A 19,952-nucleotide genomic window follows, 5' to 3' on the forward strand; every position below is an offset into this window, starting at 1 on the left:
CCACATCCGGCGTCGCGGCGCAGGCGACGTTCGCCAGCTCGCCGATCAAGGCGGCGAACCGGTGGATGCAGGTGGGAGAAATCTGGTCAGCGGTCAGAAACGCTGACGAGCGTCCCGGCCACGACTAGGAGGATCGCTATCTCGCACAGCGATCACCTCCATAGCTCGTTCGGGCCCTGGGAACAGTGTGGGAGCGTACCCCTTAAGTCGCACCTAAGAAAATCGGGTCACTCGATCGGTTATTCCCCGGCCGCGACCAGGCCTGTTTCGTACGCGAGCACCACGGCCTGGGCCCGGTCGCGCAGGCCGAGCTTGCCGAGGATCCGGCCGATGTGCGTCTTCACTGTCTGCTCTGCGACGACCAGGTCAGTGGCGATCTCCTGGTTGGACCGGCCCCGGGCGATCAGCCGCAGCACGTCGGTCTCGCGCGGCGTCAGCGCGTTGAGCACGACCGGCCGCGGCCGGTTCGGGTGCGGCCGGGCGGCGAACTCGGCGATCAGCCTCCGGGTCACCGACGGAGCCAGCAACGCCTCGCCGGAGGCGACCACGCGTACCGCGTTGACCAGGTCGGCGGCGGGCGCGTCCTTGAGCAGGAAGCCGCTGGCGCCGGCGCGCAGCGCCTCGTAGACGTAATCGTCGAGATCGAACGTGGTGAGAATCAACACCCGGGGGCCGGCGGCCGCGTTTCCGCTCGTCAGCCGCCGGGTCGCCTCCAGGCCGTCCATCACCGGCATCCGGACATCCATGAGTACGACGTCCGGGGAGAGCCGGCGAACCTCGGTGACCGCGTCGGCGCCGTTCGCCGCGTCGCCGACGACGAGCAGGTCGGGCTGGGCGGCGAGCAGCGCGCCGAACCCCTGCCGGACCATCGCCTGGTCGTCAGCGATCAGAACCTTGATCATGCCGGCTCCTGCTGGCACGGGATTGTCGCCATGACCTGATAACCGCCCTCTCCATCCGGGCCGGCGGCCAGCTCGCCGCCGAGCAGCGCGACCCGTTCCCGCATGCCGACCAGGCCATGCCCGTCACCGACACCGGTATCCGCGGCCGCCACCGTCATCCTGTTGTGCACGCGCAACTCCAGCGAGGCCGCGTCAGCGCGAGCATCGAGCCGCACCGGGCCGCCAGGCGCGTGCCGCGCCGCGTTCGCAAGCGCTTCCTGCACGATGCGGTACGCCGTGAGCCCCACCGTCTCGGGCAGATCAGCGAGATCCTGGATCTCGGCGGACACCGGCAGCCCGGCTCGTTGCGCTGTCGTCACCAGGTCGGCGATCTGGGCGTACCCAGGCTGTGGCGCGGTGAGCGCCTGGTCCTGTTCCGCACGCAGCACGCCCAGCAGGCGCCGCATGTCGGTGAGCGCCTCCCGGGCCGCCGCCGCGATCGTGGTCAGCTCCTCGCGGGCCGCGTCCGGAAGACCCTCGATCCGGTACGGCGCGGTCTCCGCCTGCACCGCGATCATCGACATGTGGTGGGCCACCACGTCGTGCATCTCCCGGGCGATCCGGGCGCGTTCCTCGAGTACCGCTCGTTTGGCCCGTTCCAGCTCGTTGAGCTCGGACTGCTCGGCCAGCATCTCCCGGGTGCTGCGCCGGCGGGAGATGATGTCGCCGAGCGCGGCGACCACGGCGATCAGCAGCGCCGCGCCCCACGCGTTGGCATCCGGCGCGAAGATGAAGACCGGCACCACGGTGAGCGAGACCGCCCAGATGGTCACCAGCGACTCGTTCGTGGCGGCGAGCCGGAAGAGGACGACAAGCGCCCCGATGATCTGCACGGTGTTCCACGGCCAGGGCTCGTCCGGCTGCGCGCCGATCGTGCCGGCGAACAGCATCAGGAAGGCCAGCCGCCAGGCCAGCACCGGCCGCCGGTACGCGACCAGCACCGGCAGCACCGACCCGATCGCGACCAGCGCGGCGGCCGGGCCGTCCAGCCCACGGACCTGGGTCAGAAAATTGCCGGCGACCAGTCCGAGGCCGCCGAGCCCCAGCAGGAGCAGCGGCAACGCGTTCCGGAACCGCCGGCGCCGGGCCGGTGGCCTGCGGATCTCCTGTTTGAACGTTAGGTAAGTCAGCGGCCCCGTCACGCCACCGCCACTGCTGGGGCCGTTAGTCTCCATTCCCAGCAGGTTACGACGCTGCGCAGAGGCTGTCGTGACCCTGCGGTGCCACCCGGCACCCCCTACCTGGGTATGACCTCGTCGAAGGAGTGGGTTGTGGCTCGCACCGTTCTGGTGACCGGAGGAAACCGCGGCATCGGCCTGGCCATCGCGCAGGCGTTCGCCAAGCAGGGTGACCGTGTCGCCGTGACGCACCGCGGCTCGGGCGTGCCGGACGGCCTGTTCGGGGTGCAGTGCGACATCACCGACTCCTCGGCCGTCGACGCCGCCTTCACGTTCGTTGAGAACGAGCTGGGTCCGGTCGAGGTCCTCGTGGCGAACGCCGGCATCACCGACGACACGCTCCTGCTCCGGATGTCCGAGGAGCAGTTCGAGCGGGTCATCGACACCAACCTGACCGGCGCGTACCGCTGCGCGAAGCGGGCCAGCGGCAAGATGCTGCGCGCCAAGTGGGGTCGGATGATCTTCATTTCCTCGGTCGTCGGCCTGTACGGTGGCCCCGGACAGGTGAATTACGCGGCCAGTAAGGCCGGCCTGGTCGGCATGGCCCGCAGCATCACCCGCGAGCTGGGCACCCGCAACATCACCGCGAACGTGGTGGCGCCCGGCTTCATCGAGACCGAGATGACGGCCGTGCTGCCGGAGTCCCGCAAGGCAGAAATCATCAAGTCAGTCCCGGCCGGGCGCCTCGCGAGCGTGGACGAGGTCGCCGCCGCGGTGACCTTCCTGGCCAGTGACAGCGCGGCTTACATCTCGGGCGCCGTGCTGCCTGTCGACGGTGGCCTCGGAATGGGTCACTGATCAGCCCGGGAATTTCTTCAGGAGAGAATTACGTGTCTGGACTTCTGGCCGGAAAACGGCTGCTCATCACAGGTGTCATCACCGACGCCTCGATCGCCTTCTCGGCGGCGAAGGTCGCTCAGGAGAACGGCGCGACTGTGGTGCTGACCGGCTTCGGCCGGCTCTCGCTCGTCGAGCGGATCGCCAAGCGTCTGCCCGAGCCGGCCCCGGTGATCGAGCTCGACGTGACGAACCAGGAGCACCTGGACGGGCTGGCCGACAAGGTCCGCGAGCACGTCGACGGGCTCGACGGTGTGCTCCACTCGATCGGTTTTGCCCCGCAGAGCTGCCTCGGCGGCGGGTTCCTGGACGCTCCGTGGGATGACGTGGCAACGGCGCTGCACATCTCCACGTTCTCCTACAAGTCCCTCGCCATGGCGGCGCTGCCGCTGATGGGCCGGGGTGGCTCGGTCGTCGGCCTGACCTTCGACGCGACCAAGGCGTGGCCGGTCTACGACTGGATGGGCGTCGCGAAGGCCGGCCTGGAGTCCGCGAACCGGTACCTCGCGCTGCACCTCGGCAAGCAGGGCATCCGCAGCAATCTGGTCTCGGCCGGCCCGCTGCGCACGATGGCCGCCAAGTCGATCCCGGGCTTCTCGCAGTTCGAGGAGGCGTGGGCGGAGCGTTCGCCGCTCGGCTGGGACCTGAGCGACCCGGAGCCGACCGCGCGGGCCATTTGCGCTTTGCTCTCCGATTTCTTCCCGGCGACCACGGGTGAGGTTGTGCACGTCGACGGGGGTTACCACGCGCTTGGTGCGTGAGCCGGTGGCAGGATGGCTGGGTGGTATACGACGCCTTCGTCCTGCTCTCCTTCGGCGGGCCTGAGAAGCCCGATGACGTGATGCCGTTCCTGCGCAACGTGGTGCGCGGGCGCGGAGTTCCGGATGAGCGCCTCGTCGAGGTGGCAGAGCATTACATGCACTTCGGCGGGGTCTCCCCGATCAATCAGCAGAACCGTGACCTGCTGGCCGCGATCGACACCGAGTTCGCGGCGCACGGCATCAAACTGCCCACGTACTGGGGCAACCGCAACTGGCACCCGATGCTGGCCGACACCGTGGCGCAGATGCGCGACGACGGTGTCGAGACCGCGCTCGGCTTCGCCACCAGCGCGTACGGCGGTTACTCCTCCTGTAAGCAGTACTGGGAGGACATCGCGGCAGCGCGTAAGCACGTGGGCGACGGCGCTCCGAGAATCCTCAAGCTGCGCCAGTTCCACGATCACCCCGGTTTCGTGGAGCCGAACATCGAGTCGGTGCGCGACGCCCTGGCGCAACTCGACCCGGCTCGCCGCCGGACCACCCGGCTGGTCTTCACCGCCCACTCGATCCCGGTCAGCATGGCGAACACTGCCGGACCGACCGGCGGCCGGTACAACGCCCAGCTGGAGGAGACCGCCCGGCTGGTGCACGCCGCGGCCGCCGCCGACCTCGGTTACGACCTGGTCTGGCAGAGCCGTTCCGGCCCGCCGCAGGTTCCGTGGCTGGAGCCGGACATCAACGACCACCTGGAAGCGCTCGCCGAGAGGGGCGTGACCGACGTGGTGGTCAGCCCGATCGGATTCGTCTCCGACCACCTCGAAGTCATCTGGGACCTGGACAACGAGGCGAAGGACACCGCGGCCCGGCTCGGCCTCGGTTACGCCCGTGCCGCCACCCCCGGCGTCCACCCCCGGTTCGTCGCGATGGTGCGCGAGCTCGTCGGAGAACGTACCGCCGAGGCCCCGCACACCGGGCTCGGTACGCTCCCGACGTGGGACCTCTGTCCCACCGACTGCTGCACGCCCCCACAGCGACGAGGAGCCCCCTGATGAAGGAACGCAAGCGCATCGAGAGCTGGCTCACCGACATGGACGGCGTGCTGGTCCACGAGGGTGTGCCGGTACCGGGGGCGCCCGAGTTCGTGAACCGGATGAAGTCGTCCGGCAAGCCGTTCCTGATCCTCACCAACAACTCCATCTACACCCCTCGTGACCTGCAGGCCCGGCTCAACCGGATGGGCTTCGACGTCCCGGAGCAGTCGATCTGGACGGCCGCGCTGGCGACCGCGCAGTTCCTCTCCGACCAGCGGCCGGGCGGTACCGCGTACGTGATCGGCGAAGCCGGCCTGACCACCGCGATGCACGCCTCCGGTTACGTGCTCACCGAGTTCGAGCCGGACTACGTGGTCCTCGGCGAGACCCGGACCTACAGCTTCGAGGCGATAACCAAGGCGATCCGGCTGATCAACGGTGGCGCCAAGTTCATCTGCACGAACCCGGACGCCACCGGTCCGTCCAACGAGGGCCTGCTCCCGGCGGCCGGCTCGGTCGCCGCGATGATCTCCAAGGCGACAGGCGTGAAGCCGTACTTCGTCGGCAAGCCGAACCCGATGATGATGCGCTCCGCGCTGAACGCGATCGGCGCGCACAGCGAGACCACCGCGATGATCGGTGACCGGATGGACACCGACGTGCTCTGCGGCCTGGAGGCGGGTCTGGAGACGATCCTGGTGCTCACCGGGATCAGCAGCCGGATGGAGAGCGAGACCTATCCGTACCGTCCCTCGCGGATCGTGAACTCGGTGGCCGACCTCATCGAGGAGATCTAACTCAGCACTTCCACCCGTCGTCCGATCGGACCTATGTGATCGGGCGACGGGCTGTCCTCGCCGTCGGGCTGGTGGGCGGCCTCGCGATCAGCGGCGCGCTGGTGTGGCACTCCACCGGCGCGGTCTTCTCCGCCGCTACCAGCAACACCGGCAACCAGTGGCAGGCCGGCAAGGTCGTGATCGGCACCGGCACGTCGAGCGCGCTGTTCGCCCTCGGCGGCACCAACCTCAAGCCCGGCGACACCGGCACCCAGTGCATCACCGTGATCTACAGCGGGAACGTGCTGGCCACCGTGAAGATGTACGAGAGCGCGCAGTCCGGCAACCTCGCCCAGTACGTGCAGCTCACCGTCGACCGGGCGGACGGTGCCGGCGCGACCGACTGCAGCGACTTCGCCGCGCTCGCCAACCCGGCCACCGTCACGACCAGCTCCGACCTGGTCTGGCTGCGCACCAACGCCGGCACGTACGCCGACGGCCTGAGCCCCTGGACCGCCTCGGCCGCGACGACCAAGACCTACCGATTCCGGTACGCGCTGAGCAACTCCACGCCGAACTCGGTCCAGAACGAGACCGCGTCGGCCACGTTCGTCTGGGAGGCGCAGACATGAGCCGGCTGCTCGCTCTCGTGCTGCTCTTCGCGACCTGGACCGCGAACGTCTCCTGGACCGGCTCGGCGACCAGCGGCACCTTCCCGAACGGCCCGGTCGCGGTCTGGGGTTACCTGCTGGAGGGCGAGTCCGGGTATGGCGGCGCGGACCAGGGTTATCCGCTGCGCGTCGGCGTCACCACCTGGACCGCGGTTGCCGCCCGCGACGACCTGACCTGCGCCATCCAGACCGGCGACAGCCTGTACTGCTGGGGCGACAACGCGGACGGCCGGGTCGGCGTGAGCACCGCGAACAACATGGTGCCGGTTCCCACGGTGACCAGTGGCGCGTACGCCTCGGTGAGCGTCGGCGGCAAGGCCGTCTGCGCGATCGTGAAGACGGCCGCGACGCTCAGCTGCTGGGGAGCGAACGCCTCCGGCCAGCTCGGACTGGGTGACACCACCGGCCGGGCCACCCCGGCCACGCTGGGGGCGGCCACCTGGAATTCGGTGAGCGCCGGAGCCGAGTTCGCCTGTGGCGTGCACAAGGCCGACGACACCCTGTGGTGCTGGGGCAACAACGCGTCCGGCCAGCTCGGCCTGGGCAGCACGACGAACCAGACCAGCCCGGTGCAGGTCGGCTCAGCGACCTGGAGCCGGGTCACCGCCGGCGCCGATTTCGCCTGCGGCCTGCACAAGACCGACAGCACCCTGTGGTGCTGGGGCAGCAACGCCAACGGACGCCTCGGCATCGGCAGCACAACCACACAGACCAGCCCGGTGCAGGTCGGCTCGGCGGCGTGGACCACTGTCACGGCGGGGCACGAGTCGGCCTGCGGGATCCGGGACAGCGGCAGGCTGTTCTGCTGGGGACGCAACGGCAGCGGGCAGCTCGGTGTCGGCGACACCACCGATCGGACCGCGCCGGAACCGGTGGGCTCGGCGACCACCTGGACCTCGGTGCGGCCCGGCCGCGGGCACACCTGCGCGCTGCGCAGCACCACCGAGACCTGGTGCTGGGGGACCAGCGGGTCCGGTCAGCTCGGCAACGGCGACACCGCCACCCGGACCGCGCCGAAGGAGATCGTCGGGATGACCGGCTGGACCTCGCTGGCCTCCGGCACTGCGCACGGCTGCGGCCTGCGTACCGGCGGGATTCTGATGTGCTGGGGCGACAACGATCACGGGCAGCTCGGCCTGGAGCTGAAGAACCGGACGGCGAGCTTCAATCCGCGTACACCGGCGGGGCCGTTCACCATGCTGGCCGCCGGGGGATCGTTCGTCTGCGGGCTGCGCGCCGACCACACGCTGTGGTGCTGGGGTGCCAACAACCGGGGGCAGGTCGGCGCCGGGGATGTGATCTACCGGTTCGCGGCCACCCAGGTCGCCGGCGCGTGGGCGCACGTTTCGACCGGGTGGGACCACACCTGCGGGGTCACCACGGCCGGCGCCGGTTACTGCTGGGGACGGGACAACAACGGGCGCGGCGGATCCGGCGTCTTCCAGCCGGCCAGCAACGAGAACATCATGACGCCGCTGCTCGTCGCGGGCGGGCACACCTGGAGCCGGATGGGGCTGTCGGCGTACAACAGCTGCGGTATTCGTACCGATCAGAGTTTGTGGTGCTGGGGTTCGCCGAACAACGGGGCGCTCGGTGATGGCGTGACATACCTGAGCACGTACACCCGGCAGACCACGCCGGTGCAGACGGTGCCGCACAGCGCTACGTGGAGCACGGTCTCCGGCGGGGACTACTACCACTGCGGCCTGCGCACCGACGCCACGCTCTGGTGCTGGGGTCTCAACGACAAGGGGCAGATCGGCTCCGGCAGCGCGATCGCGGCCAACCCCACGCCGCTTCAGATCGCCGGGAGCTGGCGGGACATGTCCACCGGATATGACCACGCCTGCGCGATCAAGGCCGACCGCACGCTCTGGTGCTGGGGCGAGAACACCAGCGGTGAGCTGGGCCGGGGCGCCACCAGCACATCGGGGACGTCGCCGGGCCAGGTCGGCACGGACACCGACTGGGACACCGTGACGGCCGGCCGGGCGTTCACCTGCGCCCGCAAGACCGACTCCACGGTCTGGTGCTGGGGAATCAACAGCGAGGGCCAGCTCGGGGTCACCGCGGGGGCGCCGGCTACGCGTACCTCGCCGGCTCAGGTCGCCGGCGTCACCGCGAGCGCGATCTTCGCGCAGAACTACACCCAGACCGTCTATGCGTTCCTCTGACGCAGGTGGCGAGGCCGCCTTTTCACCGACCACCCCATGGGTACGAGGAAACAGAGCACCGTCACGACGAGAGCGGTGACCGCCAGACGCGGATAGTCGCGTTCCAGCCACCAGAGCATCGGCAGCCCGACGTACGGCACGCGCAGCCGGCCCATGCCGGTCACCGAGCCGGCCGGGATCGGGATGGAGTCGGCCGTACGATTGGCGTCGCCTTTCGTGACGAACCGCCCGTTCTCGGTGATCTGGGTGATCCGGTGCAGAATCGACCGGCCCGGCCGGTTCGGGTCGTGGAACCGGATCACGTAACCGACCGCGACGTCGTCCTCCGGCAGCGGCGAGGTGACCACGACGTCGCCCGCCTCGACGGCCGGGCTCATCGACCCGCTGATCACGACCGATGACGACCAGCCGAACAGCAGCGGGATCAGCGTCCAGAGCAGCAGCCCACCGGCGGCGGCCAGCAGGCCGACCGACAAGAGGGACAGCACGGCCTTGCGGGTCACAACCACCCGTTCGGCGCCTGTGAGATTTCCCTGAGCGGCGCCACCTCAAGTGCCGGGGTCGAACGCCGATCAAGGCGGCATGACGCAGAAGCACGGGCGCCACCGGATGACCACGGACCAGCGCGGCCTGAACGGTGGCCCGATCGCCGTGGCCGCTGCCCTCGCCGCCGGCCTGCTGATCAGTGGCTTCACCGTCTGGACCGCGTCTTCTGCCGCGTTCACCGGCAGCACCGACAACACCACCAACGAGTGGCACGCCGCCAAGGTGGCACTCACCGACAATGACGGCGGCGCCACCGCCATGTTCAACCAGACCCTGATGACGCCGCTCACCAGCGTCTCGAAGTGCATCGTGGTCACCTACAGCGGCGACGTCGCGCCGACCGGCAACGTGATGCTCTACGGCCTCGCGTCCAGCGTCAGCACCACGCCGAACCTCGCCCAGTACCTGAACCTGACCGTGCAGGTCGGCGACTACAGCTCGGCCGGTGCGGCCTTCGACTGCTCCGGCTTCGACCCGCTGAACGCCGCGACCACGATCTCCACGGGCACGACGCTCTACACGTTCCAGACCACCAAGACCACCTTCGCCAACGGCGTCGACACGACCTGGCACCCCGCGGCCGGCGACAGCAAGATGTTCAAGATCACGACCGTGCTCCAGGACAACAACGCCGCGAACGACAAGGACATCACCGGCGTGCCGTTCACCTGGGAGGTACAGCGCAGCTGACGCCGCCCGCCACTTGCTAGCGTCGCTCCCGTGCCTGAGCTGACAGAAGAGGTCGTCGCCGCCGCGTGGGTCTGTGTCCGTGATCGGCGCGTGCTGGTGGTACGCGCCGACGGGTCGGACGCTTTCTACTTGCCCGGCGGCAAACCGGAGCCGGGCGAGACGTACGCCGAGTCGGCGGCCCGGGAAGCCCTCGAAGAGGTGGGCATCCCGGTCGACCCGGCAGCCCTGCGCCCCTTCTCGACAATCGAGGCGCCCGCACACAACCGCCCGCCCGGCACCCGGGTCCGCCTGATCACCTTCATCTCCGACGCCCCGGGCGAACCAGCACCGGCCAACGAAATCACCGAACTGGCCTGGTTCACCTCAGCCGACACCGAGCGCTGCGCCCCCGCCATCCAGCTCCTGGTGGCCGAGCTGGTGGCGGCCTCGCTGATCGACTGACGTCAGCGGGTGGTGAACCAGCGGTTGGCCACGGCGGTGTGGATGCTGAAGCCGAGTTCGGCCGGGCCGTAGAGGACCTCGCGGCTCAAGGTCTCGCCGACTGCCGGTGGCGGCGGCAGCGCGGCGGCACTCGGTAACGCCGGTAGCAGGCCGAAGATCAGAATCGTTCCGTCCGGGGCGCTTACCGTGTCGTAAAGGCGTACCGAAGAAGGGTCTTGATCCAGACCTGTCTCCTCGCGCAGCTCGCGCGCCGCCGCGGCCTGCCATGTCTCGCCGACCTCGATGAATCCGCCCGGCAGGGCGAGCCGGCCCTCGGCCGGTGCGATGCCGCGCCGGACCACGAGAAGACCGGTGCCGACCGGCTGGACCGCGACGGCGACCGGGCTGGGGTTGCGATAGGTGACCTCGCTGCAGGCCGTGCAGTGCCGCGGCCACGGCTGTCCGGGCAGGAAGCGTGCCCCGCAGAACATGCAGTGTGCATGCCTGTCCTGCATGGGCTCAGGGTCGCAGCGGTGAGTTGCAGGCCGCCACCAGAGCCTGTCGGCAGGCGGCCGTGAGCGGTCGCAGCGCCGCATCGCGAGCCTGTGCCTCGAAACCGTTGACCGCGCCGCCCGGCGCGTTCGTCCCGGCGAGCGCCAGGACCTGGTCGAGGACGCTGGCGCGGGCGAACAGACGGCGCGAGCTCGGGTCGAAGCCGGGTGGCAGAGTCGCCGTGCTCTCCGGGCGGCGCAACGCCTGCAACGCGCCGGCCAGCTCGGGTTTCCACTGGGCCACGTCCAGTTTGGTGAGCGTCGCGGTCGCCTCGCCGAGGGCGGCGGTCAGCTCGGCCTCGGCCTCGGCAGCGCCCATCTGGAAGACCTGGCGGTGCTCGGGCGCCGGATGCACGCGCCACAGCACGGTCTCGAACTCCACGCCGGACCCCGACGTGTGCCGCCGGACCTCGGGCACCACGCCGAACTCGGGCGTCATCACCACTTCGCCGGCCAGCAGCGCGGCGCCGGTCAGCTCGCTCGGGCCGGGCAGGCCGCGTGGGTCGCCGGGCGCGGGCAGCACCAGCCGGATCTCGTCGGGGTGCAGTTTCGCGAAGATCGGCAAGGCTTTCGCGAGCGGCACGTCCGTCCAGGTGCCGGGCGCGTCGGCGACCAGGTGCTCCTCGCCGTCGGCGATCTCGTCGGCGAGGTCGTCGAACGGCGTGAGGCCGGCGCGCCAGGCGCGCACCCAGGCGACGAACCTGGTGGACCGGCGGGCGGAACGGATGGCCGCCCCAGTAGCGGGTGACATGCGAGCAAGGGTACGTGGCAGCACGGAAGCTTGTCTCGGCTCGGAGCGTCACCATCGGTGTGTTCGTGATCGCGGGTTACCGTGCGGGACATGTATGGGGAGGATGTGCTGGCGGGCAATTGGCGCCGCCGCAAGGTGATTCCGGAGGTGGACGCCGAACCCGATCTGGTAGTCGAGGACGCCGATTCGGGGTTCTGCGGCGCGGTGGTCGGCTTCGAGCTGGGCGCCGTGGTGCTGGAGGACCGGCACGGCAAACGCCGGAACTTCCCGCTCGCGCCAGGTGCTTTCCTGCTCGATGGTTCGCCGGTCACGCTGCGGAAACCGGCCGCCTCGCCGGTCGCGCCGCAGCGCCGGGTCACCGCCTCCGGCTCGATCGCGGTGGCCGGGGTGAAGGCGCAGGTCGCCAAGGCCAGCCGGATCTGGGTGGAGGGCATTCACGACGCCGCGCTTGTCGAGCGGATCTGGGGCGACGACCTGCGGATCGAAGGCGTCGTGGTGGAGCCGCTGGACGGCATCGACGATCTGGCCGCCGAGGTCACCCGGTTCCGCCCGGGCCCGGGACGCAGGCTCGGCGTGCTCGTCGACCACCTGGTGCCCGGCTCGAAGGAGAGCCGCATCGTGGCCGCGGTGAAGCATCCGGACGTGCTGGTGACCGGGCATCCGTACATCGACATCTGGCAGGCCGTGAAGCCGGAGCGGGTGGGTTTGCGGGCGTGGCCTGTCATTCCGCCGGGTCGTCCGTGGAAAGAGGGTGTCTGCGAGGCTGTCGGCGTGCGCGAGCCCGCTGACATGTGGCGGCGGATTCTCGGGTCGGTGCACAGTTACAAGGACGTCGAGACGCCGTTGATCAACTCGATGGAGCGGCTGATCGATTTCGTCACCGTGCTTGATGATTGATGGCCTTGCCGATTCGTTCGCCGGCCTCGGTCAGGCGGTCCGGAGGGTGGGCGGCGTAACCGATCACCAGGCCGGGCGGGCCAGGGCGCTGGCGGTGCCAGGAGAGCGGGTGGACCATCACACCTGTTCCGGCGATTTTCTCGGCCAGGGATGTGTCCGATTCTGAATGCTCGGGCAGCATCACCAGCAGATGCAGCCCGGCCGCGACGCCGGTCACTCGTGCGCCGGGCAGGTGGGTGCGCAGCGCGCTGAGCAAGGCGTCCCGGCGGAGGCGTTGCCGTGCCCGCACCGCGCGCAGATGCCGTTCGTAGACGCCGGTGGACAGCAGCTCGGCGAAGACCAGCTGCGGCAGGGCCGGATTGCCGAGATCGGTCGCGTGTTTCGCGGCGAGTAGGCCGGCCTGCATCCGGCGCGGGGCGATCATCCAGCCCAGACGCATCCCGGGAGCGAGCGATTTCGAGACGCTGCCCAGGTAGACGACCTTATCCGGTGCCGAACCCTGCAGCGCGGCGACCGGTGCCCGGTCATATCGGTGCTCCGCGTCGTAGTCGTCCTCGATGATCAGTCCCGGCCATTCGAGGAGGGCGCGGCGACGAGCCGGGCTGAGCACGACGCCGGTGGGGAACTGGTGCGCCGGTGTCAGCAAGGCGGCCTCGGCCGTTGTCTCGAACAGCTCGCCGACCCGCATCCCCTCGTCGTCAACCGGGATGCCGATGGGCCGCATCCCCCAGTACGCGAGCTGATCGGCGGCGCCGCGGGAGCCGGGGTCCTCCACAGCGATGTCTGCTTTTGATCGTTGTTGCGCGATCAATGCGAGCCCCTGCGCGACGCCCGCGCAGACAACTACGTCGTCCGCTTCGGCGCGGACCCCTCGGGTACGCCCCAACCAGCTCGCCAGTGCGAACCGCAGCCGTGTGACACCGCCCGGGTCGCCGTACCCGAGATCAGTTCCGGTCACCCGGTCCAGCACCGCGCGTTCCGCCCGCAGCCAGGCCGTGCGCGGGAACGCGGACAGGTCGGGTACGCCGGGGGAGAGGTTCAGGTCGATGCCGTCCGGAGTGGAGAGCGGCAGCCGCAACTGGTCGAGGGCGCGCCGCCGGTCGACGGCTTCCGGCCGGGTCTTCGGGGCGCCCCGGCCGGTGACCACGGTGCCGGAGCCGGTGCGGGCGGCGGCCAGCCCTTCGTCGGTGAGCCGCTGATAGGCCTGGACGACGACGCCCCGGGAGACCCTCAGCTCGCCGGCGAGCAGGCGGGTCGGTGGAAGCCGGTCCCCGGGGGTCAACCGGCCCGCGGTGATGGCCTCGCGGATGCCGTCGGTGAGCCAGGCGGTCAGCCCTTTGGCGGGCGCCGTCTCGGGGTGAAGCTGAAGGAAGTCAGAAATTGGTCCACCTCATCCCGCGCGGATTGGCCCTCGAAGCGGACCATAACGCGGCGCAGGATCGGCGGTGTGAAAGCGGTCCCCATTCTCGCCGGCGCGACCGGCATGGTGTTCGTAGGCGGAAGCGTCGCGGTTTCCGGGCATTTGACCGAGGCGCCGTTGTTCACGGTGCAGGCGCTGAGGTACGGGGTGGCGTGCTTGCTGCTGCTCGGCTGGGCCGGTTGGTCCTCGGCTGGCTGGGTCTCGGCTGGCCGGTCTTCTACTGGCCGGTCTTCTGCTGGCCGGTCTTCTGCTGGCCGGGTCTCTGCTGGTTGGCCCTTTGTTCGCTGGTCCTCTGCTCGACGCGTGCTGCGGGCCGCTGGGCTGCGCCGGCCGCGGGGTGCCGAATGGTTCTGGCTGCTCGGAGTCACCGGCACCGGCCTGCTGCTCTTCAACGTCGCCCTGGTCCACGGCGCCGCCCACGCCGAACCGGCCGTCCTCGGTGTCGCCGTAGCCTGCGTACCCATCCTGCTGGCGATCGCCGGCCCGACGCTGGAGGGCCGGGTTCCCGCCTCCCGGGCTCTCGCCTCTCGGGTTCCCGCCTCTCGGGTTCCCGCCTCTCGGGTTCCCGCCTCTCGGGTTCCCGCCTTCCGGGTTCCCGCCTTCCGGGTTCCCGCCTTTCGGGTGATCGCCGCCGCTGCCGTGGTCACCGCCGGCGCCGCCGTCGTCCAGGGCCTGGGCCGAGCCGACGCGACCGGGCTGGCCTGGGCATTCGTGACGTTCGTCTGCGAGGCCGCGTTCACCCTGCTCGCGGTGCCGCTGCTCGGCCGGCACGGCCCGCTGGGCGTATCCGTCCACACGACCTGGATGGCGGCCGTCCTGTTCGGGAGCGCCGGGGTGCTGCTCGAAGGACCAGCCGCCGCACTCGACCTGCACCCCACCGAACTCCTGGCCGGCGCCTATCTCGCCGTAGCGGTGACAGCGGTCGCGTTCCTGCTCTGGTACACCTGCGTCGCCCGTATCGGAGCAGGCCGGGCCGGGCTGCTGACCGGCCTAGCCCCGATCAGCGCCGCGATCGTCGGAATGACGCTGGGCGGCCCAGCACCACGACCACTGGTCTGGCTGGGCATCACAACGGTGGCGGTGGGACTCGGCCTGGGGTCGCCAGGGCGCAGCCAAGCCCCAGCCCACGAGCCACCCACCACACCACCACCGCCCCCACCACCACCGCCGCCCACCACGCCGCCGCCCACCACGCCGCCGCCCACTGCGCCAACGTCCGCTGGCGCGCCGCCGTCCGCTGGCGCGACGACACCGGCCACCGTTGCGCCGCCACTGTCCGCCGCCACTCGGATCTGGTGAGTTTGCGTCGCCCCTCGACTTTCGCCATTTGTGCGGAGCCCGTAGGTCACGGGTCGTCCGGTGCCGCGCGGGTCAGGCAGGTCGGTGGCACGAGCCTCAGATATTTGCGGCTTTGTTCTGGCCGGCCAGAACGCAGGATTCACTGGTGCCGGATGGCCTGAGATGCCCGAATCTCGTAGAGGAACCACGCCGGCACCGGCCCGATGACCGGCTGCGCTGCGCACCAGCCGGATCAGCCGGACCAGTCGGGCCGGCCGGACCAGTCGGGGCCTGTCGCGCGGCGAACCCTGTCGCAGGGTGGGTCAGGTCGCACGTAACGCCATCGTGTGCCCGGGTCAACGCCCTGGCCGTGGTGAGGTCACACGGACCGCAACTGTGCGACCCCGGCTACGCTCCACCGAGCGTGCGTGCGCTTCCGTCCACGCGTCACGTAGCTCCGAGCCCACGGTGGGCCGTCACCCCGGTTCTCGTAGCCGACCGTGATCAGCCGGCTCTCCGCGCCACATCGGCATGCTGAAATGGCGAAACTCGAGCGTCGCCCGAACAGCCGCAAAGTCACAAGATCGCGGGCAGAACTCCGCGCGGCGCCGGCCACCGCCCAGATTGTGTGAGCTTGTGCCGCCACCGATTGAATTCAAGACCCCCACCGAAAGCTCACAAGATCGGCGACACGGTCTCTCCTAGAGCTTGCCGGCTCAGCCCGGAATGGCCGAGCGCTGGCCGGCCAGCCGAGTCGCGAGCACACGCAAGGGGCCGGCAGCGGTGATCAGGCCGCACGAAGTACGTGTGTGAACTCCCGTCTCGGCCCTGGCGTGAATGAAATCGCACCGAGCGGTTGCGTGCGACCTGATCCACGCGGACCCCGCGATCGGTGCGCCCACATCCACGCCGATCGGTGGTTGCGTGCGACCTCGTCCCCCGCACCCCAACCGAAACCTCACAAGATCCGCAAAACCCCGAAAAAGATCCCGCAATAGCTACCGGAAAGCTCCCGCAAAAACTGCACAAAGCAGTGCCCCGCCGACGGTAATCCCCGCCGACGGTAATCCCCGCCGCGTCCAGCGAAAAACGGCTAAATCACGCCAAATGCTCCGGCGAACGGCGATAAACGAAGGTAGCGATATCCAACCCCTCCACCTGCCCGTCCCCACCCCGCAAAACCGCCATCACCTCACCCTCGTTGTTCCCCGCCACCCCCCGCCACCGATCCGGCGCCTCCCGTACAAACCGAGTCCGATGCCAAGGCCCACTCATCACCAGCGCCGAACCATCCGGCACCACCTCGTACTCATTCCCCATCCACCACCACCGCCCGCACACCTGCGCCGCCTCGCCGACCGGCACCACAGGCGGCCGCCACGCCGCAACCCCTTCCGGCTCGGCGTCGACAGCGACCGTCAGCGCCCGCAACGCCACCTCCCGGATGTGATCACCGGCCAGCCCGTAAGCGTTGGCAAACGCGATCACCCCCAACCGGGACCGGCGATGCACGGCCAGGTGCGCGACGTACCCCGGCATCGACCCGCCGTGCCCGACGAACACCCGCTCACCGACCCGGAACAGCTGCGGCCCCAGCCCGTGCCCCACCGTCCACGACTCCAGGTCGCCGATCACCACCGGCGCACACATCTCGTCGACGGTCTCCCGGGACAGCACACCCGGCGCCGGATCCGCGAGGAACCCGGCCCACTTGGCCATGTCGGTGACGGTCGACCACAACTGCCCGGCCGGCGCCATCGCGCCGGTGTCCGGCCGCGGCTCCTCGTGCAGCACCCCTCCAAGATCATGAACAACGTAACCCCGGGCATACGGCTCGACCGGCGCGTACGTCGTCCGCTTCATCCCCAGCGGATCGAGCACCCGCTTCCCGGCCAGCTCCGCCCAGCTCTGCCCGGTGACGCGTTCCAGGACAGCGCCGAGCAATCCGTACGCCAAATTCGAGTACCGGAACCGGCGAAACGGCGCTCCGGCCACCTTCTCGTACGTCAACCCGGCGAGCAGAGAATCCACGTCTCCACCGGGGTTCCGTTCCCACCACAACCCGTCCGGCTCGCGCTGCAACCCGGAGACGTGCCCGAGCAGCTGCCGCAGCGTCACACCGCCGATCGGTGTGCCGGGCAAATGCCGGTAGAGCAGGTCGTCCAGTCCGAAGAAGCCCTCGTCACGCAGCTGCATCACCAGCGTCGCTGTGATCGTCTTGGTGATCGATCCGAGGCGGTACTGCGTTTTCTGGTCCGGCCGGGGCTGCTCGCCCGCGGCGGCGAAGTGCAGCACGGCGCGGTCCCGGACGACTGCGAGGGCAAGTGACGGCACCCGGCCGGTGGACTGTGCACGGGCAGCGATCTCGTCGATCCGCCGGGCGGTCTCCGCAAGCAGCGACACAGTGGAACCTCTCGGAAGCAGGGGACTGACGGGTTTAACTGTTCGATGACGATTCGGCTACGCCAAATCGTCATGTGCCGCACGTGCGTCGGCGTGCCACGATCGGAGATGTGGAAGCCGTACTCTGGGTCGTTCTCGCCATCGCGCTGGTGATCGGCGAGGCCTTCACCGCGACGATTCTGGTCATTTTCTTCGCGGCCGGCGCCGCGGCTGCTGCCGTGGCGGCAGCTTTCGGCGCCCCGCTCCTACTACAGGTCGTCGTGTTCGCGGTGGTCTCCGGACTGTCGGTGGCGGCCGTCCGCCCGATCGTGATGCGGCACGCCCGCCCGGCGCTCGAGTCGGGGGACACCCCGTTCGGCATCGAGGCCATGGAGGGCGCCCGCGGCACGGTCGTGGACGAGGTCAGCGGCGTGAGCGGCATGATCAAGATAGATGGCGAGTTGTGGCAGGCGCGGTCCTGCGACGACAAGGAGAGTTTTCAGCCCGGCGAGCGGGTCCGCGTCGTCAAGCTCCGTGGCACCACCGCCATGGTGTGGCACGACGATCTCCCCGACGTCTAGTAACACCCATCGAACGATTTGAGAGGCGTCATGGAAGTCATCATCGCGGTCCTCGTCATAGTCATCGCCGTCCTGGCCGTGACCACTCTCGTGCGCTCGGTGCGGATCGTCCCGCAGCAGCGGATGGACGTCGTCGAGCGTCTCGGAAAATACAAGCGCACCCTGTCGCCCGGCCTGAACCTGCTGGTGCCGTTCGTCGACGCGGTCCGCACCAAGGTCGACATGCGCGAGCAGGTGGTCTCGTTCCCGCCGCAGCCCGTGATCACCTCGGACAACCTGGTCGTCTCGATCGACACGGTCCTCTACTTCAAGGTCGTCGACCCGGTCCGGGCCACCTACGAGATCTCCAACTTCCTCCAGGCGATCGAGCAGCTCACCGTCACGACGTTGCGTAACGTGATCGGCTCCCTTGACCTGGAGCGCGCGCTGACCAGCCGCGACCAGATCAACAAGCACCTGTCGAGCGTGCTCGACGAGACCACCGGCCGCTGGGGCATCAAGGTCACCCGCGTGGAGATCAAGGCGATCGAGCCGCCGCCGAGCATCCGCGACTCGATGGAGAAGCAGATGCGCGCCGAGCGGGAACGCCGCGCCACGATCCTCAACGCCGAGGGCCACAAGCAGGCCGCGATCCTCACTGCCGAGGGTGAGAAGCAGTCCCAGGTGCTGCGCGCCGACGGTGACCGGCAGGCCCGCATCCTGCAGGCCGAGGGCCAGGCCAAGGCGATCCGCACGGTCTTCGACGCGATCCACACGGCGAACCCGTCGCAGAAGGTCCTCGCCTACCAGTACCTCCAGGCGCTGCCGCAGATCGCCAACGGCTCCGCCAACAAGGTCTGGATCGTCCCGACCGAGCTCACCAAGGCCCTGGAAGGCTTGGGCGGTGCACTCGGTGGCCTGGCCGGCATGGTCGGTGACGTACCCAAGGCCTCTGTCGACTCGGGCGCCGTCGAGCGCGAGGCCGAGGCAGCCGCTGAGGCCGCCGCCGCTGAGGCCCAGCGTGTGAACGCCGAGGTCCGAGCCGCCGAAGCGGCAAGCGCGCCCCCGTCCGCCCTGCCCTCTTCGGCCGAGCCGCCGACCACCGAGTTGCCCCCGGCCGCAGCTCTCGGTGGCGCCGACTACTCGGCCAACAACCAGGCCGAGAAGGCCTGATCAAACCCGGTCGCCGGTCCCTCTCACGGGACCGGCGCCGGCCCTTTCCCGGGTACGCGCAAAGCCCTCACAAATCCCGGAGGCGTACCCACAATCTCGGCCGACTTATCCCATCTTTTGGTGATTAGGCACACAGTCTTCTGAGTTTTGACATGCTTCGCCTCAGGATTCCGACCGGTGCCCCCCGGCCGCTCGGCTCGTTGCCCAGGAAACAAGGCGGAGCCATGAGCATCAGCCAACGTCAGACCGCTAGCGGACGTCCACTCCGGGTCGCACCGGCGTGGGTCGGTTCGCCGAATCCGGCCGCCGGCATCGAATCGGACCATCACCTGCTGCCGGTACGCGAGGCAGTGTGGATCTGGTCCGTCCGCCGCTACGCCAGGCTGGCGCTGTGGGGCCTGCCGGTCGCCGCCGTGCTGTACGGCTGGCTCACCATCGGTGTGAACAGCGCACCCGGCCCGCTCGCCGTACGCTTGGTGGCCGGCTGGCTGGCAACGGTGGCGCTGATCGCCCTGGCCGGGCTGCTCGCCGGCTCGCGCACCCGGCGATGTGCGCTCGTCGGCCTGCTCGTGACGCTGGCCGGATCAACAACACTGGTTCCGCTGGCAGCGCTGCCGGCCGATGCCGTGGTGGAGAGCGCCCCGATCGTCACCGGCCACGTCCCGGCGCTGCTGGCCGGCGCCGGCGCGGTCACCGGTGCGGGCCTGCTGCTGCTGGGCTGGGCGGTTTTCCGATCCAAACTCGTGAACCCCGCCGATGGAATCCTGCTGATGCTCGCAGCGGTAGCCATCGGATCCGAGTCCTTCGTGCCGCTACCGATCCCCACGGTGGGCGCACTTCTGCTGCTGGCGGCCGGAATGGGCCTCGCGTGGACGGGCGGCCGCCTCCTCCCGAAGGCGTGAAACCCCGTCCGGC

At 69.6% G+C, this 19,952-nt stretch carries 20 protein-coding genes and 1 pseudogene; 14 read left to right on the forward strand and 7 right to left on the reverse strand.

The annotated features are described in order from the left end of the window. Nucleotides 1-239: 239 nt before the first annotated feature. Nucleotides 240-902, reverse strand: coding sequence for a response regulator (locus ACQP2E_RS08680; RefSeq protein ID WP_433829623.1), 663 nt, complete (start codon nucleotides 900-902; stop codon nucleotides 240-242). After that, nucleotides 899-2,116 (reverse strand): sensor histidine kinase, encoded by a 1,218-nt coding sequence (locus tag ACQP2E_RS08685; RefSeq protein ID WP_433829625.1) that lies wholly within the window; start codon nucleotides 2,114-2,116, stop codon nucleotides 899-901. Before ACQP2E_RS08685 ends, ACQP2E_RS08680 begins: the two co-directional genes overlap by 4 nt. A 96-nt stretch (nucleotides 2,117-2,212) precedes the next feature. Here ACQP2E_RS08685 and ACQP2E_RS08690 point away from each other — a divergent pair, with 96 nt between their 5' ends. The 6 genes from ACQP2E_RS08690 to ACQP2E_RS08715 are packed head-to-tail and all read left to right on the forward strand — an operon-like array spanning nucleotide 2,213 to nucleotide 8,369. Beyond that, nucleotides 2,213-2,917, forward strand: a complete 705-nt coding sequence (locus tag ACQP2E_RS08690) for a beta-ketoacyl-ACP reductase (protein WP_433829627.1) — start codon at nucleotides 2,213-2,215, stop codon at nucleotides 2,915-2,917. A gap of 32 nt (nucleotides 2,918-2,949) precedes the next feature. Then, nucleotides 2,950-3,717: an enoyl-ACP reductase FabI gene (fabI, locus tag ACQP2E_RS08695; protein ID WP_111650128.1), complete on the forward strand. Its 768-nt coding sequence runs from the start codon at nucleotides 2,950-2,952 to the stop codon at nucleotides 3,715-3,717. 20 nt (nucleotides 3,718-3,737) lie between these two features. Beyond that, entirely contained in the window at nucleotides 3,738-4,766 is a 1,029-nt protein-coding gene (locus tag ACQP2E_RS08700; protein WP_433829630.1) for a ferrochelatase, read from the forward strand. Next, the gene (locus ACQP2E_RS08705; protein WP_433829632.1) at nucleotides 4,766-5,545 is read left to right on the forward strand and encodes an HAD-IIA family hydrolase; all 780 of its coding nucleotides are present in this window, start codon (nucleotides 4,766-4,768) and stop codon (nucleotides 5,543-5,545) included. Before ACQP2E_RS08700 ends, ACQP2E_RS08705 begins: the two co-directional genes overlap by 1 nt. 35 nt (nucleotides 5,546-5,580) lie before the next feature. Beyond that, the gene (locus ACQP2E_RS08710; RefSeq protein WP_433829634.1) at nucleotides 5,581-6,156 is read left to right on the forward strand and encodes a hypothetical protein; all 576 of its coding nucleotides are present in this window, start codon (nucleotides 5,581-5,583) and stop codon (nucleotides 6,154-6,156) included. Next, on the forward strand, nucleotides 6,153-8,369 hold the full coding sequence (locus tag ACQP2E_RS08715) for an RCC1 domain-containing protein (RefSeq protein WP_433829636.1): 2,217 nt from the start codon (nucleotides 6,153-6,155) through the stop codon (nucleotides 8,367-8,369). The genes ACQP2E_RS08710 and ACQP2E_RS08715 overlap by 4 nt, the downstream gene beginning before the upstream one ends. On the opposite strand, the gene ACQP2E_RS08720 is transcribed toward ACQP2E_RS08715, so the two are convergent. After that, nucleotides 8,354-8,872: a signal peptidase I gene (locus ACQP2E_RS08720; protein ID WP_433829638.1), complete on the reverse strand. Its 519-nt coding sequence runs from the start codon at nucleotides 8,870-8,872 to the stop codon at nucleotides 8,354-8,356. The genes ACQP2E_RS08715 and ACQP2E_RS08720 overlap by 16 nt on opposite strands. Nucleotides 8,873-8,951: 79 nt before the next feature. Between ACQP2E_RS08720 and ACQP2E_RS08725 the strand changes: the two genes are divergently transcribed. After that, a complete protein-coding gene (locus tag ACQP2E_RS08725; protein ID WP_433829640.1) occupies nucleotides 8,952-9,605 on the forward strand; it encodes a hypothetical protein in 654 nt (217 codons plus the stop codon). A 30-nt stretch (nucleotides 9,606-9,635) separates the two neighbouring features. Further along, nucleotides 9,636-10,046 carry an NUDIX hydrolase gene (locus ACQP2E_RS08730; RefSeq protein WP_433829642.1) on the forward strand — a complete coding sequence of 137 codons (411 nt, stop codon included), beginning with the start codon at nucleotides 9,636-9,638 and terminating at the stop codon, nucleotides 10,044-10,046. Between the two features lie 2 nt (nucleotides 10,047-10,048). On the opposite strand, the gene ACQP2E_RS08735 is transcribed toward ACQP2E_RS08730, so the two are convergent. Both ACQP2E_RS08735 and ACQP2E_RS08740 read right to left on the reverse strand, forming a co-directional pair. After that, nucleotides 10,049-10,540: an NUDIX domain-containing protein gene (locus ACQP2E_RS08735; protein WP_433829644.1), complete on the reverse strand. Its 492-nt coding sequence runs from the start codon at nucleotides 10,538-10,540 to the stop codon at nucleotides 10,049-10,051. A 4-nt stretch (nucleotides 10,541-10,544) separates the two neighbouring features. Beyond that, nucleotides 10,545-11,327, reverse strand: coding sequence for a hypothetical protein (locus ACQP2E_RS08740; protein WP_433829646.1), 783 nt, complete (start codon nucleotides 11,325-11,327; stop codon nucleotides 10,545-10,547). A gap of 90 nt (nucleotides 11,328-11,417) precedes the next feature. On the opposite strand from ACQP2E_RS08740, the gene ACQP2E_RS08745 reads away from it, so the two are divergent. Further along, the gene (locus ACQP2E_RS08745) at nucleotides 11,418-12,224 is read left to right on the forward strand and encodes a DUF3097 domain-containing protein (protein ID WP_433829648.1); all 807 of its coding nucleotides are present in this window, start codon (nucleotides 11,418-11,420) and stop codon (nucleotides 12,222-12,224) included. On the opposite strand, the gene ACQP2E_RS08750 is transcribed toward ACQP2E_RS08745, so the two are convergent. Then, nucleotides 12,205-13,506, reverse strand: a complete 1,302-nt coding sequence (locus ACQP2E_RS08750; protein ID WP_433829650.1) for a PLP-dependent aminotransferase family protein — start codon at nucleotides 13,504-13,506, stop codon at nucleotides 12,205-12,207. The two genes, ACQP2E_RS08745 and ACQP2E_RS08750, sit on opposite strands and share 20 nt — an antisense overlap. Before the next feature lie 482 nt (nucleotides 13,507-13,988). On the opposite strand from ACQP2E_RS08750, the pseudogene ACQP2E_RS08755 reads away from it, so the two are divergent. Together ACQP2E_RS08755 and ACQP2E_RS08760 are read left to right on the forward strand one after the other, a co-directional pair. Continuing rightward, nucleotides 13,989-14,216: pseudogene (locus ACQP2E_RS08755) on the forward strand (hypothetical protein); the annotation flags it as partial. Between the two features lie 178 nt (nucleotides 14,217-14,394). Beyond that, nucleotides 14,395-14,943 (forward strand): EamA family transporter, encoded by a 549-nt coding sequence (locus ACQP2E_RS08760; RefSeq protein ID WP_433833854.1) that lies wholly within the window; start codon nucleotides 14,395-14,397, stop codon nucleotides 14,941-14,943. Nucleotides 14,944-16,020: 1,077 nt separating this feature from the next. Here ACQP2E_RS08760 and ACQP2E_RS08765 read toward each other — a convergent pair. Further along, entirely contained in the window at nucleotides 16,021-17,325 is a 1,305-nt protein-coding gene (locus ACQP2E_RS08765) for a serine hydrolase domain-containing protein (RefSeq protein WP_433829652.1), read from the reverse strand. A 110-nt stretch (nucleotides 17,326-17,435) separates the two neighbouring features. Here ACQP2E_RS08765 and ACQP2E_RS08770 point away from each other — a divergent pair, with 110 nt between their 5' ends. The 3 genes from ACQP2E_RS08770 (at nucleotide 17,436) to ACQP2E_RS08780 (ending at nucleotide 19,939) form a co-directional block, all read left to right on the forward strand. Beyond that, a complete protein-coding gene (locus ACQP2E_RS08770) occupies nucleotides 17,436-17,885 on the forward strand; it encodes an NfeD family protein (RefSeq protein WP_433829654.1) in 450 nt (149 codons plus the stop codon). Between the two features lie 30 nt (nucleotides 17,886-17,915). Continuing rightward, a complete protein-coding gene (locus tag ACQP2E_RS08775; protein WP_433829656.1) occupies nucleotides 17,916-19,037 on the forward strand; it encodes an SPFH domain-containing protein in 1,122 nt (373 codons plus the stop codon). A gap of 224 nt (nucleotides 19,038-19,261) precedes the next feature. Beyond that, the gene (locus ACQP2E_RS08780) at nucleotides 19,262-19,939 is read left to right on the forward strand and encodes a hypothetical protein (protein ID WP_433829658.1); all 678 of its coding nucleotides are present in this window, start codon (nucleotides 19,262-19,264) and stop codon (nucleotides 19,937-19,939) included. Nucleotides 19,940-19,952: the final 13 nt, after the last annotated feature.

The sequence above is a fragment of the Actinoplanes sp. CA-015351 genome, assembly GCF_050955685.1.
Taxonomy (GTDB): domain Bacteria; phylum Actinomycetota; class Actinomycetes; order Mycobacteriales; family Micromonosporaceae; genus Actinoplanes.